At 68.5% G+C, this 22,537-nt stretch carries 25 protein-coding genes and 1 tRNA gene; 11 read left to right on the top strand and 15 right to left on the bottom strand.

Features of this window, described 5'->3' with window-relative positions; genetic code table 11:
* Positions 1-11 precede the first annotated feature (11 nt).
* The 6 genes from OPU70_RS05795 to OPU70_RS05770 form a co-directional block, all read right to left on the bottom strand.
* Complete coding sequence (locus OPU70_RS05795; protein WP_311878335.1) at positions 12-707, bottom strand: response regulator; 696 nt, start codon at positions 705-707, stop codon at positions 12-14.
* Positions 704-1,969 (bottom strand): sensor histidine kinase, encoded by a 1,266-nt coding sequence (locus OPU70_RS05790; RefSeq protein WP_498557318.1) that lies wholly within the window; start codon positions 1,967-1,969, stop codon positions 704-706. The genes OPU70_RS05795 and OPU70_RS05790 overlap by 4 nt, the downstream gene beginning before the upstream one ends.
* Positions 1,970-2,011: 42 nt before the next feature.
* A complete protein-coding gene (locus OPU70_RS05785; RefSeq protein ID WP_042539790.1) occupies positions 2,012-2,821 on the bottom strand; it encodes an ABC transporter permease in 810 nt (269 codons plus the stop codon).
* Positions 2,818-3,729, bottom strand: a complete 912-nt coding sequence (locus OPU70_RS05780; RefSeq protein WP_498557317.1) for an ABC transporter ATP-binding protein — start codon at positions 3,727-3,729, stop codon at positions 2,818-2,820. The genes OPU70_RS05785 and OPU70_RS05780 overlap by 4 nt, the downstream gene beginning before the upstream one ends.
* A gap of 104 nt (positions 3,730-3,833) precedes the next feature.
* Complete coding sequence (locus tag OPU70_RS05775) at positions 3,834-4,217, bottom strand: MmcQ/YjbR family DNA-binding protein (RefSeq protein WP_498557316.1); 384 nt, start codon at positions 4,215-4,217, stop codon at positions 3,834-3,836.
* Positions 4,218-4,219: 2 nt separating this feature from the next.
* Positions 4,220-4,873, bottom strand: a complete 654-nt coding sequence (locus OPU70_RS05770; RefSeq protein ID WP_042539796.1) for an SOS response-associated peptidase family protein — start codon at positions 4,871-4,873, stop codon at positions 4,220-4,222.
* A 75-nt stretch (positions 4,874-4,948) separates the two neighbouring features.
* On the opposite strand from OPU70_RS05770, the gene OPU70_RS05765 reads away from it, so the two are divergent.
* Positions 4,949-5,890, top strand: coding sequence for a DMT family transporter (locus OPU70_RS05765; RefSeq protein ID WP_498557315.1), 942 nt, complete (start codon positions 4,949-4,951; stop codon positions 5,888-5,890).
* Between the two features lies 1 nt (position 5,891).
* Here the strand turns inward: OPU70_RS05765 and OPU70_RS05760 are convergent, their stop codons facing one another.
* Together OPU70_RS05760 and msrB are read right to left on the bottom strand one after the other, a co-directional pair.
* The gene (locus tag OPU70_RS05760; protein WP_498557314.1) at positions 5,892-6,491 is read right to left on the bottom strand and encodes a nitroreductase family protein; all 600 of its coding nucleotides are present in this window, start codon (positions 6,489-6,491) and stop codon (positions 5,892-5,894) included.
* The gene (gene msrB / locus OPU70_RS05755) at positions 6,488-6,892 is read right to left on the bottom strand and encodes a peptide-methionine (R)-S-oxide reductase MsrB (protein ID WP_042539800.1); all 405 of its coding nucleotides are present in this window, start codon (positions 6,890-6,892) and stop codon (positions 6,488-6,490) included. Before msrB ends, OPU70_RS05760 begins: the two co-directional genes overlap by 4 nt.
* 68 nt (positions 6,893-6,960) lie before the next feature.
* Here msrB and OPU70_RS05750 point away from each other — a divergent pair, with 68 nt between their 5' ends.
* The 4 genes from OPU70_RS05750 to groL all read left to right on the top strand — a co-directional run bounded on the left by OPU70_RS05750 (position 6,961) and on the right by groL (position 10,612).
* Positions 6,961-7,956 (top strand): DUF2332 family protein, encoded by a 996-nt coding sequence (locus tag OPU70_RS05750; protein WP_498557313.1) that lies wholly within the window; start codon positions 6,961-6,963, stop codon positions 7,954-7,956.
* Positions 7,957-7,965: 9 nt separating this feature from the next.
* Positions 7,966-8,223, top strand: coding sequence for a DUF3263 domain-containing protein (locus OPU70_RS05745; RefSeq protein ID WP_079113273.1), 258 nt, complete (start codon positions 7,966-7,968; stop codon positions 8,221-8,223).
* Between the two features lie 68 nt (positions 8,224-8,291).
* Positions 8,292-8,870 (top strand): LytR C-terminal domain-containing protein, encoded by a 579-nt coding sequence (locus OPU70_RS05740; protein ID WP_367823476.1) that lies wholly within the window; start codon positions 8,292-8,294, stop codon positions 8,868-8,870.
* Positions 8,871-8,992: 122 nt separating this feature from the next.
* A complete protein-coding gene (groL, locus tag OPU70_RS05735; RefSeq protein ID WP_042539806.1) occupies positions 8,993-10,612 on the top strand; it encodes a chaperonin GroEL in 1,620 nt (539 codons plus the stop codon).
* 73 nt (positions 10,613-10,685) lie between these two features.
* Here groL and OPU70_RS05730 read toward each other — a convergent pair whose 3' ends face one another.
* The 6 genes from OPU70_RS05730 to OPU70_RS05705 all read right to left on the bottom strand — a co-directional run bounded on the left by OPU70_RS05730 (position 10,686) and on the right by OPU70_RS05705 (position 17,334).
* Positions 10,686-10,973: a WXG100 family type VII secretion target gene (locus OPU70_RS05730; protein ID WP_042539808.1), complete on the bottom strand. Its 288-nt coding sequence runs from the start codon at positions 10,971-10,973 to the stop codon at positions 10,686-10,688.
* A gap of 171 nt (positions 10,974-11,144) precedes the next feature.
* Positions 11,145-12,842: a sensor histidine kinase gene (locus OPU70_RS05725; RefSeq protein ID WP_498557312.1), complete on the bottom strand. Its 1,698-nt coding sequence runs from the start codon at positions 12,840-12,842 to the stop codon at positions 11,145-11,147.
* Between the two features lie 56 nt (positions 12,843-12,898).
* Entirely contained in the window at positions 12,899-13,585 is a 687-nt protein-coding gene (locus OPU70_RS05720; RefSeq protein ID WP_042539813.1) for a response regulator transcription factor, read from the bottom strand.
* A 101-nt stretch (positions 13,586-13,686) separates the two neighbouring features.
* Entirely contained in the window at positions 13,687-15,327 is a 1,641-nt protein-coding gene (locus OPU70_RS05715) for a DNA repair helicase XPB (RefSeq protein WP_498557311.1), read from the bottom strand.
* 11 nt (positions 15,328-15,338) lie between these two features.
* Positions 15,339-17,048, bottom strand: coding sequence for a helicase-associated domain-containing protein (locus tag OPU70_RS05710; protein WP_498557310.1), 1,710 nt, complete (start codon positions 17,046-17,048; stop codon positions 15,339-15,341).
* A 10-nt stretch (positions 17,049-17,058) separates the two neighbouring features.
* Positions 17,059-17,334: a hypothetical protein gene (locus tag OPU70_RS05705; RefSeq protein ID WP_056373582.1), complete on the bottom strand. Its 276-nt coding sequence runs from the start codon at positions 17,332-17,334 to the stop codon at positions 17,059-17,061.
* 139 nt (positions 17,335-17,473) lie between these two features.
* Between OPU70_RS05705 and OPU70_RS05700 the strand changes: the two genes are divergently transcribed.
* Positions 17,474-17,854, top strand: a complete 381-nt coding sequence (locus OPU70_RS05700; protein ID WP_042539821.1) for a cold-shock protein — start codon at positions 17,474-17,476, stop codon at positions 17,852-17,854.
* Positions 17,838-18,524 (top strand): DUF3027 domain-containing protein, encoded by a 687-nt coding sequence (locus OPU70_RS05695; protein WP_498557309.1) that lies wholly within the window; start codon positions 17,838-17,840, stop codon positions 18,522-18,524. The genes OPU70_RS05700 and OPU70_RS05695 overlap by 17 nt, the downstream gene beginning before the upstream one ends.
* 71 nt (positions 18,525-18,595) lie before the next feature.
* On the opposite strand, the gene serC is transcribed toward OPU70_RS05695, so the two are convergent.
* Positions 18,596-19,708 (bottom strand): phosphoserine transaminase, encoded by a 1,113-nt coding sequence (gene serC, locus OPU70_RS05690; RefSeq protein WP_498557308.1) that lies wholly within the window; start codon positions 19,706-19,708, stop codon positions 18,596-18,598.
* 99 nt (positions 19,709-19,807) lie between these two features.
* Between serC and OPU70_RS05685 the strand changes: the two genes are divergently transcribed.
* The 4 genes from OPU70_RS05685 to OPU70_RS05670 all read left to right on the top strand — a co-directional run bounded on the left by OPU70_RS05685 (position 19,808) and on the right by OPU70_RS05670 (position 22,535).
* Positions 19,808-20,509 (top strand): iron-dependent transcriptional repressor DtxR, encoded by a 702-nt coding sequence (locus OPU70_RS05685; RefSeq protein WP_042539828.1) that lies wholly within the window; start codon positions 19,808-19,810, stop codon positions 20,507-20,509.
* Between the two features lie 290 nt (positions 20,510-20,799).
* Positions 20,800-21,594 (top strand): M23 family metallopeptidase, encoded by a 795-nt coding sequence (locus OPU70_RS05680; RefSeq protein ID WP_042539830.1) that lies wholly within the window; start codon positions 20,800-20,802, stop codon positions 21,592-21,594.
* 328 nt (positions 21,595-21,922) lie between these two features.
* Positions 21,923-22,420, top strand: coding sequence for an HNH endonuclease (locus OPU70_RS05675; RefSeq protein ID WP_042539885.1), 498 nt, complete (start codon positions 21,923-21,925; stop codon positions 22,418-22,420).
* Positions 22,421-22,461: 41 nt separating this feature from the next.
* A tRNA-Arg gene (locus tag OPU70_RS05670) sits at positions 22,462-22,535 on the top strand.
* Positions 22,536-22,537: the final 2 nt, after the last annotated feature.

The raw sequence follows: 22,537 nt of genomic DNA, 5'->3' as shown, positions 1-22,537 counted from the left end.
TCCACCCCGACCTAGGGGCCAGAGGGCAGAGCGTCGTCGTCGACGAGACCGAGTCGGTGCGCCAGAATCACCAGGTGGATGCGGTCGCGGGATCCGAGTTTCGAGAGGATCCTGCCCACATGGGTCTTGACGGTGGACTCGCTGACGAACAGCGCCTGGGCGATCTCCGCGTTCGTGAGCCCGCGCGCGATCTCGACGAAGACGTCGCGCTCACGGTCGGTGAGCTGCGCCGTGAGATCGTCGGTCGCATGGACCTGTGGTGCGGGCGTCGCACCGAGCGTCGGCGTCACGTGCTCCAACAGCATCCGCGTGATCCGAGGCGAGAGCGCGGCATCGCCCCTGTGAATGGCACGGATCGCCGCGATCATCTCGTGCCGCTGTGCGTCCTTCAGCAGGAATCCGCTCGCTCCGGCGCGGATCGCACCGAAGGCGTACTCGTCGAGATCGAACGTCGTCAGCACCAGGACGCGGGTCTGCGGGTGCTCGCGGACGATGGCCGCGGTCGCGGCGATCCCGTCGAGCCCCGGCATCCGGATGTCCATCAGCACCATGTCGGGGCGCAGCTCGGTCGCCTGGGCGATCGCGTCGTGGCCGTCCGCGGCCTCGCCGACCACGACCATGTCGTCCTCGGCGTCGAGCACCATCCGGAATCCGACGCGGATGAGGGCCTGGTCGTCGACGAGCAGCAGCCTGATCGGCTCGGTCATGGTCTGTCCTTCGGGTCGCGGTCTGGCAGATCAGGTGGCGTCGTGGGGAGCTCTGCGCGCAGCATCCACCGCCCGCCGTCGACGGGTTCGGAGACGATGGTTCCGCCCGAGTGCGCTGCGCGCTCGGCGAGACCGCGCAGGCCGAACCCCGATGAGCCGACAGGGCCGGTGACGCCGTCGTTCACGATCTCGATGGTCACGGCATCCGGGGCGTGCACGAGTCGGACCTCGATCGACGTCGCCGCGGGTGCGTGCCTCATGGCGTTCGTCACGCCCTCCTGCGCGATGCGCCCGACGGCGTGTGCCAGAGCGGGGGAGAGCGAGGCGGCCCCGGTGACCGAGAGCGACACCGGAAAGCCGGCTCGCTGTGCCGCAGCGACCGTCTCCTGCGGGGGCGTCGGCTCGAGCGGAGCGAGGGGCAGCGGCGAATCGTCGTCCCGGAGGACGCCGAGCATCGCACGCATCTCGGTGAGTGCGCTGCGAGCCGTCTCTGCGGCCGAGGACGCCGCCGCTCGTGCCTGGCCCGGATCCGGGGTGGCAGCCGCTCCCTCGGACAGTGCGACGATCACGGTGAGCGAGTGAGAGACGATGTCGTGCATCTCGCGGGCGATGCGGGCGCGCTCGCCGGCCGCGGCCAGCTGCGCCTGCTGATCGCGTTCGACGAGCAGCTGACGGGAGCGGTCGATCACGGCAGCGAGGTAGCGCTTGCGTCCACCCACGTTCACGCCGACGAGAGTGCCGATCAGCCCGAGGACGAGCGACATCACGACGGCGTTCGCGGCGACCTGCAGAGTGATGACGCCGGTGAGCGTGAGCAGTCCGCCGAGCGCGGCGAGCGACCCGAGGGCGATGCCGAATCCCGTCCATGCGGCCCGCGAGGATCGGTAGACCGCGAGCGAGTAACAGGTGACCAGCAGCAGCGGCGAGCCGATCGGCTGCAGTGCGAAGAGGAACCCGGCTTCGAGTGCGAAGGACGCGACGAACGGCACAAGCGGCCGTCGACGCCTCCACAGGAGCGTGGCGCAGGCTGCGACGACGGACGCGGGCACCAGGATCGCGACGCCGATGGCGAGGGGCATCGGAAGGTCGCGGGTGATGACACCGGCCGGCACGAGCGAGAGCAACAGGCACACGAGGGTGATCAGGACATCGGCGAACACCGGATGCCGCGCCCAGAAACGGCGCAGAACGCCCGGGGGACGCGGCAGCCGCAGCCCCTCGTCCTCGCGGACTGAGGTGCTGCGGCTGCGCGTGCGGGTCACCGGGCGACTCTACGCGGGTTCATCGATCTCGCGATCTCGCGGTCACGCATCGCGCGTGCGGAGCACGGCCCAGGCGCCGAGCATGCCCGCGGCGACCCAGGCTGCCAGCGTGAGGTAGGCGACCGGAGCCTCGAGCGCAGCGCCCTCGGGGAGGATCGCGCTCTGGGCTGCGGCCACCGGGAGGTAGCCCGCGGCGTCCATGACCCAGGCCCAGGCCTCGCCGGCGACGGCGAAGAAGCTCGCGACGATCGGCAGCACGAACAGCAGGCCGACCGTCGCGGCGATCGCTCCGGCGCCCGAGCGCAGGATGAACCCGAACGCCACCCCGATCAGGGCGAACACCGCCATGGCGAGCGACGAGACCACGATGGGCAGGAACGATGCTGCGGGGTCGCCCCAGTCGATGCCCTGATCCCGCGAGGCGACGACCGCGGAGACCGCCACGGCCGCCGCCAGGAAGATGACCAGCGACGACACGAACATGAACAGGCCGACCACGACCGCCTTGGCGCCCAGCACCGATCCGCGCTTCGGGTTGGCCGCGAGCGTCGAACGGATCATCCCGGTCGAGTACTCGCCCGTCACGGAGATCGCGCCGAGGATGCCGGCGAGCAGCATCGTGAACTGGATTGGCATGACGACGGCCTGGATGGGCTCGAAGCCCGGCATGTCGATCGCCTGCGCGATGAGCACGGCGATGCCGATCGTGAGGATCGCCGCGATGCCGATCGACCACCAGGTCGAACGGAGCGTGGCCAGCTTGATCCACTCGCCGCGCACGGCGCGGATGAACGTGAGCCGGCGATCGGTGTCGACATGCTGACGGCGGAGGGGAGGAGCCTGGACGGTCATGAGATCTCCTTCGTGCGGTACTCGACCGAGTCGCCGGTGAGGGCGAGGTAGGCGTCTTCGAGCGATCCGGTGGTCGGGGTGAGTTCGTGCAGGGGGATGCCGCGCTCTGCGGCGAGGTCGCCGATGCGCGACGCGGGGAGGCCGACGATGTCGATCAGATCGGGGGCGGAGCTCACGATCTCGACGGACGGGCCGCCCACTGCGGCAGCGAGGTCGGCGGCTCGAGGCGTGCGAACACGCACGGTGTTGGTCGTCCAGGCCCGCACGAGCTCCTCGAGCGGGGCGTCGGCGAGCACCTTTCCCCGGCCCATCACGATCACGTGATCGGCGGTCTGCGCCATCTCGCTCATCAGGTGGCTCGAGAGCAGCACGGTGCGTCCCTCGGACGCCGCGTGACGCACGAACTGGCGCACCCACCGCACGCCCTCGGGGTCGAGGCCGTTGACCGGCTCGTCGAGGATCAGAGTGTGCGGGTCGCCGAGCAGGGCGGAGGCGATTCCGAGCCGCTGCCCCATGCCGAGCGAGAACTTGCCCGCGCGCTTGCGGGCCACGGGGTCGATGCCCGCGAGGTCGATGACCTCGTCGACGCGGGATGCCGGGATGCCGTGGGTCGCCGCCATCGCACGCAGGTGATTGCGCGCGGTGCGGCCGGTGTGCACGGCCTTGGCATCGAGCAGCACTCCCACCTCGGTGAGCGGGGCGCGGAGCTTGCGGTATTCCCGTCCGCCGACGGTGGCGATGCCCGAGGTCGGCCGGTCGAGGCCGACGATCATGCGCATCGTCGTGGACTTGCCCGCGCCGTTGGGCCCGAGAAACCCCGTGACCGTGCCCGGCTGCACCGTGAACGACACGTCCTGGACGGCTGTCTTGTCTCCGAATCTCTTCGTGAGGCCTTCTGCTGTGATCATGTCTACGACGCTATCGACCACGCCATCGCCCCCGCGTCCTCCCTGGGTACCGTTCCACGGATGTCCGGAGTCATCCTCTCGGCGGATGCCGTGGCCCGGCCGCCTCAGCCGGCAGAGCGCCCGAACAGGTCAGGGTCGATCGGCCGCTGCGCTCGGGGGAGCTTCTCGACCACCAGTCGGTACGACTCGGTGACGAGTTCGGTCACCAGCTCCTCGTCGAGCGATGCCCCTGGCATCAGGGTGATCCAGTGCTTCTTGTTCATGTGGTAGCCGGGCACGATGTCGGCGAACGTCTCTCGCAACGCGACGGAGTCCTCGGGGTGGGACTTGAGCGTCACGCGCCCGGTGCCGTCGAGAGGGATCAGCAGGAAGACACGCCCTCGCACCTTGTAGACGTCCCACTCGGGGCCGAACGGGTTGTCGCGCTCCGCACCGGGAAGCTCTTCGGCGCGCGCAGTGGCGGCGGCGCCCAACTGGGTCGAGTCCATGCTCAGAACAGCCGATCGGCGCCCTTGTCGTCGGCGCGGGGCGCGGCCTGAACGCGCTCGTCGATCGCGGCCGCGGCGAGCAGGGCCTCGTCGATGATCTCCTTCGTGGGCTCGGCGGTCAGCCAGTCGTCGCTCAGCGCCGCGGGGATCAGCAGCGGCATCCGATCGTGGATGCCGGCGAGGTGAGGGGGAGCCGGGCGCATCACGATCGAGTAGCAGGTGAAGGACTCGCCATCGGCGGTGCGCCCCCGCTGGGTGACGGCGGCCATTCCGAAGAGCGCACCGTCGTCGACGACGAACTCGTGCCAGACGCGCTCGGGCTTCTTCATCTCGTACCAGCTCGTCGCCGGCACGAGAGCACGGGTCTTCAATCCGCCGGGGCGCTCCTGCAGGCGCTCGGATCGGGTGTTGATCGACGGGAACTTCGAGGGCTCCCCGCCGATCAGGAACCCCCACCAGGCGGGTTCGAGCACGGGCTCGGCCTCGGGCTGCACCACGATCGGGTTGAGGTTGCGCAGATTCTTGCCTGTGGGGCGCACGGTCTCGCGCGCGTTCTGCTCGGCCCAGCCACGCAGACCCTCGAGCACCGCCTCGTCGGCGGCGGCCAGGAGCTCGGTGTCGGTGAACCGGGGGTCAAGTCCGTAACTCGCGCACATGCCGTCAGGGTACGCCCGGCCGCCGACATCGTGCGCACGGCGACATGGCGATCAGCTCTCGGTTAGGGTCGACAGGTGACCCAGGCCCGTCGACTGTCTCCGCCCCTCGCGCTCGGCGGAGCAGTGGCGATCGGTGTCATGACGGCCATCCAGGCGCGCATCAACGGCGTGCTGGGCGTCGAGGTCGACAACGGCATCGTGGCCGGCCTCATCTCCTTCTCCGTAGGACTCGCGGCCCTTGCGGTGGTGATCGTCTGCATTCCCTCCGCGCGTCGAGGCGTCGGACGTCTGCTCGGCGGCATCCGCGATCGGACGATCCCGTTCTGGATGCTGCTCGGCGGTGCCTGCGGTGCACTCACCGTCTCCACTCAGGGCATCACGGCCGGGGTGCTCGGCGTCTCGCTGTTCACGGTCGGAGTCGTCGCGGGACAGACCCTGCACGGGCTCGTGCTCGACCGCATCGGGTTCGGTCCCGCCGGGGTCGTCGCGATCACGCCAGGGCGCGTGCTGGGCGGAGCGCTCGCGCTCGCCGCGGTCGGCATCTCGCTGAGCGGCGACGTCCTGGCCACGGCCCCGCTCTGGATGCTCCTCCTGCCGTTCGCGGCAGGCGTCGGCATCGCCTGGCAGGCTGCGACCAACGGCCGTCTGTCGCAGCGCGTGCGCTCGCCCCTCGCGGCGACGTTCATGAGCTTCATCGCCGGCACCATCGCGCTGCTGGTCGCCGCCGGCATCAGCATCGCGGTGCGGGGCGCACCAGACGCGCCGCCGACCGAGCCGTGGCTGTACCTCGGTGGATTCCTCGGCGCCGCGTACATCCTGCTCGGAGCTTTCATCGTCGCGCACACAGGGGTGCTGCTGATGGGACTCGGGTCGGTGCTGGGCCAGCTCGCGACCTCGGTGATCATCGACCTGATCTGGCCGGCTGCGGCGGGCCCCGCGCCCTGGCAGATCATCGGGATGGTGGTCGTCGCCGTGGCATCCGTCGCCGTCGCGCTGCCTCGCAGCAGACGGAACTGACCTACTGCTTCTTCTGCTTCTTCGCCTTCTTCTTGGCTTTCGGCTCGGGCGTCGGCTGGGGCTTGGGCTTGGGCATCCGCGTCACGAGGCCCCGCGCATCGACGGGCTTGCGGCGACCGGGCCTGCGGCCCGAGGGCTTGCCGCCGACGTACAGCCATCCGAGCAGCTCCTCGTCCTTGCCGAGGCCATGGGCCTTCGCGACGGCCTTCGATCGCGTGTAGTGACCCGTGCGCCACAGCACGCCGAAGCCGGCCTCGTCGAGCAGCAGACTGAGCATGTGGGCCACGCCCGAGGCGACGGCCTCCTGCTCCCAGCGGGGGACCTTCTCGCTCTTGCGGTAGCTGGCGACGACCGCGATCAGCAGCGGAGCGCGCAGCGGCTTCGTGGAGGGGGACTTGTCGCCCTCGGCCTTGGCGATCGCGGCCCCCAGCAGCTCTCGGTCGGATCCGCGCAGCTCGATCAGGCGCCACGGGCGCAGCGAAGAGTGGTCGGCGACGCGTCCGGCGGCTGAGACGAGCTTCAGCAGTTCGTCCCGCGACGGCGCCTCGTCGGTGACCTTCGAGGAGGACTGCCGTGCGCGAACGGCCTCGAGGGCGCTCACGACTCTTCAGGTGTGAAGTTCAGGGCGATGGAGTTCATGCAGTAGCGGTCGCCGGTGGGCGTGCCGAAGCCGTCGGGGAAGACATGCCCGAGGTGCGATCCGCAGTTCGCGCAGCGCACCTCAGTGCGCACCATGCCCAGGGTCGTGTCCTCGATGAGCTGCACCGCGTCGGGGCGGATCGACTCGTAGAAGCTCGGCCATCCGCATCCGGAGTCGAACTTGGTGCCGCTCTTGAACAGCTCGGCGTTGCACGCGCCGCAGGTGTAGAGGCCGGCGCGGCCCTCGTCGAGCAGCTCGCCCGTCCAGGCGCGCTCGGTGGCGGCTTCGCGAAGCACCGCATACTGCTCCTCGCCGAGCTCTTCGCGCCACTCTTCTTCGGTCTTGTCCACGCTGTACGACATAGGTCCTCCTGGGGTCTGCTCCATTCTCTCGCGTTCAGAGGGGCTCGGCGTCACGAGACAATGGATGGATGACGGATGCCGTGCGGCTGCGCTATCGCCGCTTCGCCGATGAGGAGGCGCCGGGGCGCAGCGATCTCTATGTCGACTGGGCTTCCGGCGTGGCCGGTGACCCCGAGGTGCAGCGGGTGCTCGCTCGGATCCCTGAGAACCGCAGGCAGCCCCCGCTCGTGTTCGCCGTGACGCGGATGCTGGGCGTCGGCCTCGTCCGCTACGACGCGTGGCGCGCGTTCGTGCTCTCCCATGCCGACGAGATCGTGAGCGAATGCAGCGGCCGGCGTCTGCAGACCAACGAGCCGCTCCGACTCGCACCGCTGCTTCCCGTGCTGTCCGAGATCGATGGACCGATCGCCCTGCTCGAGGTCGGCGCCTCCGCGGGCCTGTGCCTGTACCCCGATCGCTACTCGTACCGCTTCGTCGGCTCCGACGGTCAGGTGCGCGCGGCACTCGACCCGCACGACGGGCCGAGCCCGGTCGTGCTGCAGAGCAGAGTCGACGGGCGCCTCCCCGCCATGAGGATGCCGGACATCGTCTGGCGCGCCGGCATCGACCTCGCGCCTCTCGACGCCCGAGACGACCGAGACCGTCGCTGGCTGCAGGGGCTCGTCTGGCCGGGGGAGGAAGGGCGGGAACAGCGGGTGAGAGCGGCGCTCGACATCGCCGCATCCGATCCGCCCCGCCTCATCGCCGGCGACGCGCTCGAGAGGATCGACGCGCTCGCAGCCGAGGCGCCCCGGGGTGCCACTCTCGTGATCACGACGCCGGGCGTGCTCGTGCACATTCCGCGAGAGGCGCGCACAGCACTCGTCGAGCGCATCAGGGGTCTCGATGCCCGCTGGGTGACGATCGATCCTCCGGCAGTGCTGGGCGACGTCTGGCAGCCGGCCGTGGTCGCCGAGGAGTGGACCGGGTTCGTCGTGGCGCTCGACGGCGACGTGCGCGCGGCGGCCGATCCGCTCGGCAGATGGTGGGAGTGGCGCACCGGAATCGCCGCTTCCGCGACCTAATCTGGTCACATGCTGGGAGATCTGAGCGAGCGGGATCGCGCGATCCTCGCGCTCGAGACCGCCTGGCCGCGGCACGGCGGCGCGAAGGAAGAGGTCATCCGTGCCCAACTGGGCATGAGCGCAGCCCGCTACTACCAGCTCCTCGGCCGTCTGATCGAGTCGGAGGAAGCCCTGGAGTACGACCCGATGCTGGTGCGACGGCTGCGCCGCATCCGTGACGCCAGATCGTTCCAGCGCGCCGCACGCACTCCGGGCTTCGTGGGCTGACGAGGCTCGCGCCACGCAGCGGCGTCGTCGGAAGCGGATTCACGGGCCGGTGCCATTAGCATCGAGGAGTGTCAAAGCTCAGCCGAGATCGATTCGACGACGTCCCCCGATCGTCCGGACGCGTCGGAGCGCACCGCGCCGAAGCCCCGGGGATGAACGGCTGGGTGGTGCTCCTGTGGTCGTTCGTGGCCGCTCTGGTGCTCATCATCGGCGGCATCTTCGGCTCGCTCGTGGTGATGGGGCGCATCACCCTCTTCCCGGAGGCCGTCCCCACGTCGAGCCCGACGCCCGTCGAGACCGGTGTCGTCGACGTCACCTATTCGGTGATGATCCTCAACGCCTCACCCGACGAGGGGCTGGACGAGCAGATGCGCGACCTGCTCATCAACAACGGCTGGGCCGCCGACGTCGTTTTCGCGAGCGACAGCGCGAGCCAGGACTTCTCGACGACGACCGTCTACTACGTCGCCGAAGAGGACGAGCTCGCCGCCCTCGGCCTCGCGAACCTGATCGGCGGTGCCGCGGTCGAGCAGAGCGACTTCTACTCCGACCTGAACGACACGGGGGCGAAGCAGCTCACGGTCGTCATCGGACTCGATCGTGCGACGACCGCGCCGGAGACGCCCGCAGACACTCCTGCCCCGTAGACCGCCGCACGGTCCGTCCGCGCAGCTTGCACTCGATGGGGTCGAGTGCCAGAATGGCGTTAGCACTCTCTCACTCTGAGTGCTAAACCCAACGTCTACGTCCAGGAGGGACGAAAAAACTCATGGCAAAGATCATTGCTTTCGATGAGGAGGCCCGACGCGGCCTCGAGCGCGGCCTCAACATCCTCGCCGACGCTGTCAAGGTGACCCTCGGCCCGCGCGGTCGTAACGTCGTGCTGGAGAAGAAGTGGGGCGCCCCCACGATCACGAACGACGGTGTCTCCATCGCCAAGGAGATCGAGCTCGACGACCCGTACGAGAAGATCGGCGCTGAGCTCGTCAAGGAGGTCGCCAAGAAGACCGACGACGTCGCCGGCGACGGAACCACCACCGCCACGGTGCTCGCTCAGGCTCTGGTCCGCGAGGGCCTGCGCAACGTCGCAGCCGGCGCAGACCCGATCTCGCTGAAGCGCGGCATCGAGAAGGCCGTCGCGGCCATCACCGAGGAGCTCCTCGCCAGCGCGAAGGAGATCGACTCCAAGGAGCAGATCGCCGCCACCGCGTCGATCTCCGCTGCTGACCCCGCCATCGGCGAGCTCATCGCCGAGGCGATCGACAAGGTCGGCAAGGAGGGCGTCGTCACCGTCGAGGAGTCGCAGACCTTCGGCACCGAGCTCGAGCTCACCGAGGGCATGCGCTTCGACAAGGGCTACCTGAACCCGTACTTCGTGACGGACCCGGAGCGTCAGGAGGCTGTCTTCGAAGACGCCTACATCCTCATCGCGAACCAGAAGATCTCGAACATCAAGGACCTTCTGCCCATCGTCGACAAGGTGATCCAGGACGGCAAGGAGCTCGTCATCATCGCCGAGGACGTCGAGGGCGAGGCTCTCGCGACTCTCGTGCTCAACAAGCTCAAGGGCATCTTCAAGTCGGTCGCCGTCAAGGCTCCCGGCTTCGGCGACCGTCGCAAGGCGCAGCTGCAGGACATCGCGATCCTCACCGGTGGTCAGGTCATCACCGAAGAGGTCGGCCTGAAGCTCGAGAACGCCACGCTCGACCTGCTGGGTCGTGCTCGCAAGGTCATCGTCACCAAGGACGAGACCACGATCGTCGAGGGTGCCGGTGAGGCAGACCAGATCGAGGGTCGCGTCACGCAGATCCGTCGCGAGATCGAGAACACGGACAGCGACTACGACCGCGAGAAGCTGCAGGAGCGCCTCGCCAAGCTCGCAGGTGGCGTCGCCGTCATCAAGGCGGGCGCGGCAACCGAGGTCGAGCTCAAGGAGCGCAAGCACCGCATCGAGGACGCCGTTCGCAACGCGAAGGCAGCCGTCGAAGAGGGCATCGTCCCCGGTGGTGGCGTCGCGCTGATCCAGTCGGGCACCAAGGCTCTCGACGCTCTCTCGCTCACGGGCGACGAGGCGACCGGTGCGAACATCGTTCGCGTCGCGATCGAGGCTCCGCTGAAGCAGATCGCCCTCAACGCAGGCCTCGAGCCCGGCGTCGTCGCGAACAAGGTCTCCGAGCTCCCCTCGGGCCAGGGCCTCAACGCGGCAACGGGCGAGTACGTCGACATGTTCGCCGCGGGCATCATCGACCCGGCGAAGGTGACCCGCTCGGCTCTGCAGAACGCAGCGTCGATCGCGGCTCTCTTCCTCACCACCGAGGTCGTCGTCGCTGACAAGCCTGAGAAGGCTGCTGCTCCGATGGGTGACCCGTCGGGTGGCATGGACTTCTGATCCATCAGCACTGACAGAAACGCCCCGACCTCGGTCGGGGCGTTTCTGCGTTCGCGGGGGCTCGAACCGTGAATCAGCGGAACAGGCTCGCCGAGTACTGATCGGCGTCTGCATACTGCGTCGCCGCGCTGCCCAGCGAATGCCCGATCGATTCGAGCACCTGCTCGACGTGCAACTGCGCTCCACGCCACTCCTCGGCACATGACTGGAACGCGGCCGACGCGGTGCCGACCCACGTCGCCTGCAGCTGCGTGAGCTGCGACATGAGCGTCGCGGACTCCGTCTGCAGGCGCTCCATCGTGGCCAGCGCCGCGCCTTGGGCGGCACCTACGGCTTCGGTGTCGACGGTGATGACGGACATGGGAACTCCTCTCGATTGGTGCTCCGACGATAGGGGAGAGGAGATCTCCGGATGCGGGTGCGCGCGCACGTCCCGACGCCCGCTGTGGAGAACCCGCATGGGCGCCGCGCCGTGCAGGAGCGCCGATCAGGAGCGCCGAGCAGGAGCACCCGCGCGAGAAGCGAGGTGCGGTCAGAGATCCAGTCGCTCGAGGGGCTGAGTGTCTTCGAGAAGGTGGGCGGGCGTTGCGCGTGAGGGAGCGAGGGGCAGCGTGACGGTGAAGGTCGCTCCGCCACCCGGCGTCTCGGACACCGCGACGCTTCCGTGCAGCGCTTTCACGATGGATGACACGATCGCGAGCCCGAGCCCGGACCCACCGGTCTCGCGTGCTCGTGAGGTGTCGGCGCGCCAGAAGCGCTCGAAGATCTGCTCGCGGATCTGGGGAGGGATACCCTCGCCGTGGTCGACGATCGCGATGCTCGCCGTGCCACGCACGCGGTCCGCGTCGACGACGATCTCGATCGGACTCTCCTCAGGCGAGAAGCGACGCGCGTTGCCGAGCAGGTTCGTGACCACCTGGCGCACCTTGTTCTCCTCGCCGAGCACGATCGGCGGGGTGCGCACGGGGATGTCCGCGGCTTCGGTGAAGTCGATCGCCGGCACGTTCGCCGCGGAGCTTCGCGAGCGACGCCGCAGACGGGCGAGCGTGCCGCGGGAGAGCCCACGCGGAGCGGGAGTCTCGGGTGCGGCGGGGACGACAGGCGTCGACCGAGTCGTGAGGTCGATCAGCGGGGCCTCGACCGTGCGGTCGACGACGGTCACGGTGCGTGCCGGAGCCGCAGCACGCAGATCGAGGGCGGCGTCGCGGGCGATGGGACGGAGGTCGAGTGCCTCGATCTCGGGTTCGCGCTCTTCGTCGAGACGCGCGAGCGCAAGCAGATCCTCGACGAGCACGCCCATGCGGATCGCCTCCTTCTCGATGCGCTCCATGGCACGGGCGGTGTCCTCCTCGCCCTTGATCGCACCCATCCGGTAGAGCTCCGCATACCCGCGCACGCTCACCAGAGGCGTGCGCAGCTCGTGGCTGGCGTCGCCGATGAAGCGACGCATGTGCTGCACGGTGCGGTCCCGCTGCGCGAGCGAACCGTCGACTCGATCGAGCATCGTGTTGATCGCGCTGTTCAGGCGGCCGACCTCGGTCGTCGGCTCGAGATCGGTGAGGCGCTGTGTGAAGTCGCCCGCGGCGATCGACATGGCCGTGGACTCGACCTGACCGAGTCGTCGGAACGTCAGTGTCACGAGCCCTCGGGTCAGCAGCGCGGCAAGGAAGATGGTGACGAACGCGACGGTGATGTAGATGCCGAAGTACTGGCTGATGATGCGATCCGCATACTCGAGCGGCATCGCGACGATCTGGATCCGCAGCGATCCGTCGCCCTCTCCTGGCACCCGTGCCACAGCCGCCCGGAAGCTCGATCCCTTGGTGCCCTCGATCGTGAACCGGGTGTCCTCCTTGGCCTGCACGTCGAGGGGCGAGTACGACGAGGGGAAGAGCGGTGCCCCGTTGTCGGAGTTGCCTGTGGTCGTCTGCAGCACGCCCTCAGCGTCGTAGATCGCGACGAAGAAGTCACGGGGCGAGTCCGTGGGGGTGTAGACGGTCTTGCCGTCTTCGACCGTCACCTCGAAGTACCGGTTCGCGAGATCGGCAGACACCAGAGCAGGGAGCTGAGCGTCGATGTTGCTGACCAGCGAGTTGCGCAGGATCGGCACGGTGCCGAGGCCCGCCGCGAGCAGGCCCAACGCGAGCACGGCGACCGTGACGCCCGTCACCTTGGCGCGCAGGCTGATCGACCGCCACCACTTGGTGATCGCGTCAGGCTTGTGCGCCATGCGGACCTCCCTGGAGACGGATGCTGTGCGGCGTCAGCGTGCGGCGGTGAGCCGGACTACTTGCCGACCTTGAGCATGTATCCGAAGCCGCGCTTCGTCTGGATCACCGACTCCTCGGTGTGCGGATCGATCTTGCGACGGAGGTAGGAGATGTAGCTCTCCACGATGCCGGCATCCCCGTTGAAGTCGTACTCCCAGACGTGGTCGAGGATCTGCGCCTTCGACAGGACGCGGTTGGGGTTCAGCATCAGGTAGCGCAGCAGCTTGAACTCGGTCGGGCTCAGCTCGATCGATTCCTTGCCGACATGCACGTCGTGGGTGTCCTGGTCCATCGACAGCTCGCCGGCACGGATGATCGACTCCTCGTCGGCCTGCATGGTGCGTCGCAGGATCGCCTGGGCGCGGGCGACGATCTCGTCGAGGCTGAAGGGCTTGGTGACGTAATCGTCGCCGCCGGCGTTGAGCCCCTCGATCTTGTCGTCGGTGCCGTCCTTCGCGGTGAGGAACAGGATCGGAGCGGTGAAACCGGCGCCGCGAAGGCGCTTGGTCACGCTGAACCCGTTCATGTCCGGAAGCATCACGTCGAGGATGATGAGGTCCGGCTCTTCCTCGAGCACCGCCGAGATGGTGGCGGCGCCGTTGGCCACCGTCTTCACCTGGAACCCGGCGAAGCTGAGACCTGTCGAGAGCAGGTCGCGGATGTTGGGTTCGTCGTCGACGACCAGGATGCGCGCATCAGTCATGTCCCCATTATGGTGACTTCGGCCATGCGGATGCTGATTATCCGTCGGAGCGGCGCTTTCGCCCTCCGCGTAGCGATGCTGCAGGGAGGGCCCGCAGGCGGTCAGGCGGCGAAGGCGTCGGCGTCCATGATGGTGTAGCTGTAGCCCTGTTCGGCGAGGAACCGCTGGCGGTTCTGGGCGTAGTCCTGGTCGATCGTGTCACGGGCGACCAGCGTGTAGAAGCTCGCCGTGCGGCCGGACTGCTTGGGACGCAGGAGCCTGCCCAGGCGCTGGGCCTCCTCCTGTCGCGAGCCGAACGAACCCGACACCTGGATGGCGACGGATGCCTCGGGGAGGTCGATCGAGAAGTTCGCGACCTTCGACACCACGAGCAGTGAGATCTCACCTTCGCGGAAGGCGCGATAGAGCTCCTCGCGCTCGTCGACGGGCGTGGCGCCGGTGATCTGCGGCGCGTTCAGCGACTGCGAGAGCGAGTCGAGCTGGTCGAGGTACTGACCGATCACGAGGATCCGCTCGTCTTTGTGCTTCTCGATGAGCTCTCGCACGGCCGCGATCTTCGCCGGTGCGGAAGCGGCGAGACGGTAGCGTTCGTCGTCTGTCGCGGCGGCGTACTCGAGCCGGTCGTCCGGCGGCAGGTCGACGCGCACCTCGTAGCAGACGGCGGGGGAGATGAACCCCTGGGCCTCGATCTGCTTCCACGGAGCATCGAAGCGCTTGGGGCCGATCAGGCTGAACACGTCGCCCTCGCGACCGTCCTCGCGGACGAGCGTGGCGGTGAGGCCGATCCGGCGCCGAGCCTGGAGATCGGCGGTCAGCTTGAACACGGGCGCGGGGAGCAGGTGCACCTCGTCGTAGACGATGAGACCCCAGTCGAGGGCATCCAGCAGGGCGAGGTGGGCGTACTCGCCTTTCCGCTTCGCCGTGAGGATCTGGTAGGTCGCGATGGTGACCGGCTTGACCTCCTTGGCCTGGCCGGAGTACTCGCCGATCTCCTCGGGTGTGAGGCTCGTGCGCTTGAGCAGCTCGTCGCGCCACTGCCGTGCCGAGACGGTGTTCGTCACGAGGATCAGGGTCGTCGTGTTGGTCGCCGCCATGGCCGCGGCACCGACGATGGTCTTGCCCGCGCCACACGGCAGCACCACGACGCCCGAGCCGTCCTTCGCGAACGCGTCGACGGCATCCTGCTGGTAGGGGCGGATCTGCCAGCCGTCCTCGGCGAGCTCGATCTCGTGCGGTGTGCCGGGGGTGTACCCGGCGAGGTCCTCGGCCGGCCAGCCGATCTTCAGCAGCTCCTGTTTGATCTGCCCGCGCGCCCACGCGTCGACCACGAAGGTGTCCGGAGCCGGGTGCCCGATCAGCAGCGGCTGGATGCGCTTGTTGTTCGCGACCTGGGCGAGCACGGCCGGGTCGGTCGAGCGCAGGATCAGGGTGCCTTCGTCGTCACGCTCGATCACGAGGCGGCCATACCGGTTCACGGTCTCGCGGAGGTCGACGGCGACCGACGGCGGCACGGGGAAGCGGGACCAGCGGTCGAGCGTCTCGAGCATGTCTTCGGCGGTGTGCCCGGCGGCACGCGCGTTCCACAGTCCGAGCCGCGTGATGCGGTAGGTGTGGATGTGCTCTGGCGCGCGCTCGAGCTCGGCGAAGATCGCCAGCTCGTGGCGGGCGCTCTCAGCGTCGGAGTGGGCGACTTCGAGCAGCACTGTGCGATCGCTCTGGACGATCAGGGGTCCATCAGACATAGCTGTCCAGTTTACTGCGCGATCACGACGGCGGCGCGGATGCTCGACACCGGCAGCGTGCGTTCGACATCTGCCGCGCGATCTCGGCCGCGGAGGCGTCCTCCGCCGAGCCCGGTGGCTTCGAGGATCAGCTCTCTCGTCGAGCCGTCGGGCATTCCGACGCTCACTCGCAGCACGGCCTTCGCTCGGACTGCGGCCTCGAGCTCGCGGTCGAGCCAGGCGGCGTCCGCGTCCGGCCCCTGATGCGAGCGCATCGCGGCGATGAGCGCGGAATAGTCGGGCGCAGGGTCGGGCGTCGCCTCGGTGATCGGATTCCGCTCGCGGGCGATCGCGCGTCCGTCGTCGTCGACGAGCGTCGCCGGGTACCGAGCGTCAGTCAGTGCCCAATAGACGGTGTCGCGCCCGACGCGCGTCGTCAGAGAGGCGACGTGCTTCGTCAGGGCGAGCGGTCGCAGCCCCTGGTCGACGGCCATCGCCTCGATCAGGTGCTGGTCGCTGCTCTCGATGCGCGTCCGACCGGTCTCGGGGTCGATCGACACGCGAACCAGGCCGTGTCGTTGCGCGGTCTGGGTGACGAGGTAGCGGAGCGGCTGAGGGATGCCGGTGAGCGAGAGCGATTCGAGGAACTCGAGGATCGACTGCTCGGTCTCGCCGGCGACGAGCGCGTGCGCGATCGACTCGGGGGTGAAGCGGTAGGTGGAGGCCTGGGCTGCGGACTCTCGCTCGGCGATCGTGCGCAGCCGCACGTCGAGCCCGGGAGCGAGAGGGCCGGGCGAGATCGCGCTCAGGTCGTTCTGGAGGAAGATGCGATCGACCTCGTTCGGAAGCAGCGCGACGAGCGCAGCGGCGTCGACGTTCTCGCCTCGGCGGATCGAAGCCGCCCACGCGGGTTCACTGCCGCCGTCGGTGATGAGCCCGAGCAGACGAGCGCGCTCGAGCAGCGCGTCACTGCGGTCGGCCCACGCGGGGTCCCACGGGTGCGCCTGCGCCCAGGCCGTCGTGGACGACCAGCCGCCGTCCGACGCCCGCACCCCTCGGGGGAGAGCATCGCGGAAGCCCTCCACGAGTGCGCTCCACCGATCGGCCACGGGCGATCGCAGCCATTCCTCGGTCCGCGGCGTGGTGCGCAGCCGGCGAGCATCGGGTGCGACGAGCCCCGAGTCGATCGCGATCTCGATCAGCCCGTCGATCGATTCAGCGGCGACGCCCGCTTCGCTGAGCTGCCGCTTCTCTCCGGCGCTGACGTTGCCGCCGGCGAGAAGTGCGAAGGGCTTCTCTCGCGCGAGCAGCAGCAGATCGGCGAGGGCGGAGACCGTCGTGAACGCCCGCTCGGCCGCATGGGCGCTCTCGGCATCGGTCGCGGGCGTCGGCGCCGAGAGGCTGAGCGGAGCCGGCTCCGGTCGATCGGCGATGGCGGCGACGACCGGCGGGAAGGGCGCGCCGTCGGGGCGCAGCAGTGCGAGACTCTCGAGCGTCGCCCGCTGAGGGGAGTGCTCTGTGACAGGGGCGGCCGCGGCCGCGAGAAGAGAAACGGCCTCGCTGTGCGTGAGCAGGGGCAGGATCCGCGCGATCGACGTGGGATCGAGGAGCGCCTCGGCGGCATCGAAGAAGTCCTGCCAGCCGGCATCCGCGCGCACGCGTCGGATCGAGAACAGAGTGGTGAGCTGCTCATCGCTCGCCTCGGAGAGCCATTCGGCCAGCGGTCGGGCGTGCGTGCTCATGACGGATTCCTCAGGGCCGCGATGCCGCGCGCCCCTTGCGGATGAAGCTCATGATGAGGAGCACGATGATCATGACGAACGCGGCCGGAAGCCCCCAGTAGGGGATCGCGGCGATGAACGGCCAGGCACCGGTGCCGAAGTCCTGCTGCTCCATGCCGACGGCGGTGCCGATGATGATCGCGAAGAAGCAGATGATGGATGCCGCGGCGAGTCCGAGTGCCGTGAACGCCAGGATGCGATCGATGCGGCGAACGGGAACCTCAGGTTCGGGACTCTTGGTGCTCATCCGTCTCAGCCTAGTCGTTGCAGGGGCTCACGGTTCCGCATCGTGACCTACGGATTCCCCGCCCCGCGACCGGTAGGCTGGAGGTGGTCGCACGCGTGCGTCCGATCCAGCTCCACACCGACTCAGCGAGGTTTCTCCCATGCCCACCGGCAAGGTCAGGTTCTACGACGAAGACAAGGGTTTCGGCTTCATCGCCAGCGATGACGGCCAAGACGTCTTCCTGCACGCTTCAGCCATGCCCACGGGCGCGGCGGTCAAGGCGGGCTCACGGGTGGAGTTCGGTGTCGCCGATGGCAAGCGCGGCCTCCAGGCGCTGTCCGTGCGTGTGCTCGAAGCCCCGCCGAGCCTCGCGAAGGCGAAGCGCAAGCCGGCAGACGACATGGCGATCATCGTCGAGGACCTCGTCAAGCTCCTCGACGGGATGGGCGGCGATCTGCGACGCGGCCGGTACCCCTCGTCGGCCCAAGGCCGCAAGATCGCGGCAGTTCTGCGCAAGGTAGCCGATGACCTCGAAGCCTGAGGTGGACCAGCGTCTGATCGACGCTCATGATCTCGCGCTCGCCGCACTGCACGAGATCACTCCGCCGTCGACCGTCGGACCCGCAGCCGATTACATCCCCGAAGAGGGCGGCTCTGTGTCGCTGCGCTTCGAGAACCGACTTCCCGGGTATCCGGGCTGGTTCTGGACCGTGACGGTCGCGCGCGTCGATGATGAGGAGCCGACGGTGCTCGAGCTCGAGCTGCTGCCGGGCGACGGAGCGCTTCTCGCACCCGAATGGGTGCCGTGGGCCGAGCGTCTGGCCGATTACCGCGCCCATCAGGTGGAGCTCGCGGCGCAGGCGGCCGCGGCCGCTGCGGAAGGCGAGGACGAGAGCTCGGTCGACGACGACGAATCCGACGACGATCTCGATGACATCGACGAGGACGACGACATCGACGAGGATGACGACGACGACATCGACGAAGACGAGCTCGCCGCCGAGCCGCGTGTGCTGCATGCGGGAGACCTCGACGGAGTCGACGTCGACGAACTCGACGACTCGGCTGCTGCGGACGAAGACGATGACTCGGACGACGACGACTCGGACGACGACGATGACGACGAGGACTCCGACGACGACGACTCCGACGACGAGGACGATGACGACGACGAGGACTCCGACGACGAAGACTCCGACGACGAGGAATGACCGTCCACTGAGTCGAACGAGAAAAGGGGCCGCGTGTGAACGCGGCCCCTTTTCTCGTCGACTCCCTGGCGTCAGGCGCCCTGCTGCTCGAGCACGTAGTCGAGAGAGCGAGTGAGCTGTCGGACGTCGTCGGGTTCGATCGACACGAAGGTCGCGACCCGCAGCTGGTTGCGGCCGAGCTTGCGGTAGGGCTCGGTGTCGACGATGCCGTTGGCCCTCAGGGTCTTGGCTACGGCTGCGGCGTCGACGGTGTCGGCGAAGTCGATGGTCACGACGACGGGTGAGCGGTGTGCCGCATCCGTGACGAACGGGGTCGCCACGGATGATGCCGAGGCCCAGTCGTAGAGGACCGCCGAGGACTCCGCCGTGCGGGCGCCGGCCCACGACAGGCCGCCGTTCGAGAGGATCCAGCCGAGCTGGCTGTCGAGCAGGTGCAGGGTCGTCAGCGCCGGCGTGTTCAGCGTCTGGTTGAGTCGCGAGTTGTCGACGGCGTTCTTCAGGCTGAGGAACTCCGGGATGTACCGGTCGGAGGCGGCGATGCGCTCGATCCGGTCGACCGCGGCAGGCGACACCGCGGCGAACCAGAGGCCCCCGTCGGAGCCGAGGTTCTTCTGCGGCGCGAAGTAGTAGACATCCGCCTGGGCGGCGTCGAAGTCGATGCCGCCGGCAGCGCTGGTCGCGTCGATGACGGTCAGAGCGCCGTCGGCGATCACGCGCTCGATGGGGGCCGCGACACCGGTGGACGTCTCGTTGTGCGGCCAGGCGTAGACATCGATGCCCTCGACGACCTCTGCGGCCGTGCGCGAACCCGGCTCGGACTTGCGGACATCGGGCGCCTCGAGCCACGGAGCGGCGGCGGCCGCGGCGAACTTGCCGCCGAACTCGCCGAACACGAGGTTCTGGCTGCGTCGTTCGATCAGGCCGAAGGCGGCAGCATCCCAGAACGCCGTCGAACCGCCGTTGCCGACGATGATCTCGTATCCCTCAGGGAGCCGGAACAGAGCCGCCAGCTGCTCACGGACGCTGCCGACCAGGTTCTTGACCGGCGCCTGGCGATGCGAGGTGCCCAGCAGGGTGGGGGCCGCGGCGAGCAGCGCGTCGAGCTGCGCAGGGCGCACCTTCGAGGGACCGCAGCCGAAGCGGCCGTCAGCGGGCAGGAGGTCACGGGGAATCTCGATCGCCATGCGTCGATTCTACGGCGTGAGGTCCGAGTGCCCTCACCGCATGACGCCCTGATGTCCGCGTGGGAATGTAGGCTTGCCTAAGAAGACCCGGAGGGCCACATGACGGACTTGATCGACACCACGGAGATGTATCTCCGCACCATCCTCGAACTCGAGGAGGAGAACATCGTGCCGCTGCGTGCGCGAATCTCCGAGCGTCTCGGACACTCGGGTCCGACGGTCTCCCAGACGGTGGGGCGCATGGAGCGCGACGGTCTCGTCGTCGTCTCCGAGGACCGCACCCTCGAACTGACCGACGCTGGCCGTCGCAAGGCCGTCAATGTCATGCGCAAGCACCGCCTGGCCGAGCGTCTGCTCTCGGACGTCATCGGTCTCGACTGGGCGTACGTGCATGAAGAGGCCTGCCGCTGGGAGCACGTCATGAGCGAGCAGGTCGAGCGTCGACTCGTCGAGCTGCTGGGTCACCCGACCGAATCGCCGTACGGCAACCCGATCCCCGGGCTCGACCAGCTGGGCGACACCCCGGCACGCACCTTCGACGAGGGTGTCATCGGACTGGTGCAGAAGCTCAACGCCGCGGGCGCTCCGATCGACGGAACCGTGCGTCGTCTCGCCGAGCCCGCCCAGGTCGATCCTGAGCTGCTCGAGCAGCTCCGCGACGCGGGCGTCGTCCCCGGCGCGAAGGGGGACTATCGCTTCAACGAGGGATACGTCCTCATCCAGATGGAGGGCCAGGAAGACGGTCTTGAGCTCCCCGTCGAGCTCGCCTCCCACATCTTCCTGGTCGGCGAACCTGCCTGATCCACGAGGCCGATCGGCCCTCAGATCCGCGTGATTCCGCCTCTCCGAGGATTGCCAGGTTCGTGGGGTGACAGAATCGTTATCTTCCGGTAACCTCGGACAGGTCGTCGAAGAAGCCCGCTGATGACACCCGAGAGGACTCGCCTTCCAGGCTCGTCGACCTCCCGGTCAGACCGCACAACGTACCCGAGCTACATTCGTGCCACGAGAGCAGAGTGCCGACGAGCCAGCGCTACCCGAGCGCGCAGGCGCTGGAGGATCAAGTTTTGGCCAAAGACATCGAATCGCCCATGAAGACAACTGAAGATCGAGCAGTCGCTCGCAGCTCCCGCAGCCGCGTCGACGCCCGCAAGGTCGTCAAGCCCTTGCGTTCGATCGCCATCTTCGGGGCCGTCGGTGCTCTCGTCGCTGCTGTCGCTCTTCCCGCTTACGCTGCCACGAAGCCCGCCGAGGCGGCGACGACGGTGCAGCAGATGGCTGCCGTCGACGCCCAGTCCCTGGTCGTCGCCTCCGACGCCACGGCGGCACCACTCAGTCGCGGCACCTTCACCGCCACGACTCCGGGTGAGATCGAGAAGAAGAAGGCGGAGGAAGCCGCCGCGGCCCGTGCTGCTGCCGCCGCCAAGGCCGTCACCGCCTCGTCCTCGTCGAGCTTCGACATCGGCAACTACGCGCTGGTCTCGCCGGGTTCCGGCGAGGTCCGCTATCCGCTGCCGCAGGGTTCGTACAACGTCAGCCGCACAGTCGGCGGTGCGCACCAGGGTGCCGACATGCTGGCTCCGGCCGGAACGCCGATCTACGCCGCCGCTGCCGGCGTCGTGCGCGCCTCGGCGGAGAGCATCGGCGGATACGGCGTCGCCGTCATGCTCGACAGCGTCGTGGGCGGCCAGCGCGTGCAGACCACGTACGGCCACATGATCTACGGCTCGCGCCAGGTCCAGGCCGGACAGACCGTCGCCGCCGGTCAGCTGATCGGCTTCGTCGGCAGCACCGGGCGTTCGACGGCCAACCACCTGCACTTCGAGGTCTGGGTCAACGGCGGGCTCATGGAGCCCATCGCCTGGCTCGGCGCCAACGCGGGCTGATCGAGCCACTCACCTCTCCTGCTCGCGGACACGCCTCCGGGAGTTCACCCGCAGTTTCGCCCTCGTGCTCTCCTGATGGGTTAGCCTGAACCCGTTGTCGCACAGGCGGGAGAAGCTGATGGAGCGAATATCGAGCATCCGAACCATGGATGACCTCGGTCGTCACGTCCTTCTGCATCGTCCGCAGGGACACCACGGCGTTGCCGTGCGAATGAGGCGCTGTCTGTAGACAGCGCCTTTTTTCATCCCTGCGAACGCCTCCGCTCCGTGCGGCTTCGTGTGAGTCGAGAGTGCCGGGAAGCCGTCCCGGCGGATCGAGAGGATGACGATGCGCACACTTGTACTGAACGCAGGATACGAACCGCTCGCGATCGTGTCGTTCAAGAGAGCCCTGGTCCTGGTCATGAATGACAAGGCCACCGTGATCGAACGCGTCGAAGACGACCCCGTCTGGGGCAGCCATGGCGTCTACGACCGCCCCGCCGTCATCGTCCTCTCGCGTTACGTGCGCATTCCCGCCAGCAGACGGGTGCCGGTGACGAGGCGGGGCGTCCTACGCCGCGACAATCACCGCTGCGGCTACTGCGGCAAGGCTGCGTCGACCATCGACCACGTCATGCCGCGCTCGCGGGGCGGAGCCGACTCATGGGAGAACCTCGTCGCCTGCTGCCTGCGCTGCAACAACACCAAGAGCGACCGCACTCCGCAGGAGATGCGCTGGGAGCTGCGCTTCGCGCCGCGTCCTCCTCACGGCACCGCGTGGACGGTGCGTGGCACCGAGCGGAGCGACCCGAGGTGGGAGCCGTACCTCGCCCTTGCGGCGTGAGCGGGAGGCGGGGGCGAGGGTTCCTCTAGAATGGAATCCTCGCCCCCGTAGCTCAGCAGGATAGAGCAGCCCTCTCCTAAAGGGCAGGTCGCTGGTTCGAATCCAGTCGAGGGCACT

Source organism: Microbacterium sp. SWDP-B6 (assembly GCF_059803615.1).
The sequence above is the reverse complement of the archived record's forward strand: the minus strand, read 5'-3'. Positions and strand labels throughout refer to the sequence as shown.

Excerpts from the sequence above, each read along its gene's own strand:
- OPU70_RS05795 (WP_311878335.1), bottom strand. The coding sequence starts at position 707 with ATGACCGAGCCGATCAGGCTGCTGCTCGTCGACGACCAGGCCCTCATC.
- OPU70_RS05785 (WP_042539790.1), bottom strand. The coding sequence starts at position 2,821 with ATGACCGTCCAGGCTCCTCCCCTCCGCCGTCAGCATGTCGACACCGAT.
- OPU70_RS05780 (WP_498557317.1), bottom strand. The coding sequence starts at position 3,729 with ATGATCACAGCAGAAGGCCTCACGAAGAGATTCGGAGACAAGACAGCC.
- OPU70_RS05775 (WP_498557316.1), bottom strand. The coding sequence starts at position 4,217 with ATGGACTCGACCCAGTTGGGCGCCGCCGCCACTGCGCGCGCCGAAGAG.
- OPU70_RS05770 (WP_042539796.1), bottom strand. The coding sequence starts at position 4,873 with ATGTGCGCGAGTTACGGACTTGACCCCCGGTTCACCGACACCGAGCTC.
- msrB (WP_042539800.1), bottom strand. The coding sequence starts at position 6,892 with ATGTCGTACAGCGTGGACAAGACCGAAGAAGAGTGGCGCGAAGAGCTC.
- OPU70_RS05750 (WP_498557313.1), top strand. The coding sequence starts at position 6,961 with ATGACGGATGCCGTGCGGCTGCGCTATCGCCGCTTCGCCGATGAGGAG.
- OPU70_RS05745 (WP_079113273.1), top strand. The coding sequence starts at position 7,966 with ATGCTGGGAGATCTGAGCGAGCGGGATCGCGCGATCCTCGCGCTCGAG.
- groL (WP_042539806.1), top strand. The coding sequence starts at position 8,993 with ATGGCAAAGATCATTGCTTTCGATGAGGAGGCCCGACGCGGCCTCGAG.
- OPU70_RS05730 (WP_042539808.1), bottom strand. The coding sequence starts at position 10,973 with ATGTCCGTCATCACCGTCGACACCGAAGCCGTAGGTGCCGCCCAAGGC.
- OPU70_RS05725 (WP_498557312.1), bottom strand. The coding sequence starts at position 12,842 with ATGGCGCACAAGCCTGACGCGATCACCAAGTGGTGGCGGTCGATCAGC.
- OPU70_RS05720 (WP_042539813.1), bottom strand. The coding sequence starts at position 13,585 with ATGACTGATGCGCGCATCCTGGTCGTCGACGACGAACCCAACATCCGC.
- OPU70_RS05715 (WP_498557311.1), bottom strand. The coding sequence starts at position 15,327 with ATGTCTGATGGACCCCTGATCGTCCAGAGCGATCGCACAGTGCTGCTC.
- OPU70_RS05710 (WP_498557310.1), bottom strand. The coding sequence starts at position 17,048 with ATGAGCACGCACGCCCGACCGCTGGCCGAATGGCTCTCCGAGGCGAGC.
- OPU70_RS05705 (WP_056373582.1), bottom strand. The coding sequence starts at position 17,334 with ATGAGCACCAAGAGTCCCGAACCTGAGGTTCCCGTTCGCCGCATCGAT.
- OPU70_RS05700 (WP_042539821.1), top strand. The coding sequence starts at position 17,474 with ATGCCCACCGGCAAGGTCAGGTTCTACGACGAAGACAAGGGTTTCGGC.
- OPU70_RS05695 (WP_498557309.1), top strand. The coding sequence starts at position 17,838 with ATGACCTCGAAGCCTGAGGTGGACCAGCGTCTGATCGACGCTCATGAT.
- serC (WP_498557308.1), bottom strand. The coding sequence starts at position 19,708 with ATGGCGATCGAGATTCCCCGTGACCTCCTGCCCGCTGACGGCCGCTTC.
- OPU70_RS05685 (WP_042539828.1), top strand. The coding sequence starts at position 19,808 with ATGACGGACTTGATCGACACCACGGAGATGTATCTCCGCACCATCCTC.
- OPU70_RS05680 (WP_042539830.1), top strand. The coding sequence starts at position 20,800 with ATGAAGACAACTGAAGATCGAGCAGTCGCTCGCAGCTCCCGCAGCCGC.
- OPU70_RS05675 (WP_042539885.1), top strand. The coding sequence starts at position 21,923 with ATGCGCACACTTGTACTGAACGCAGGATACGAACCGCTCGCGATCGTG.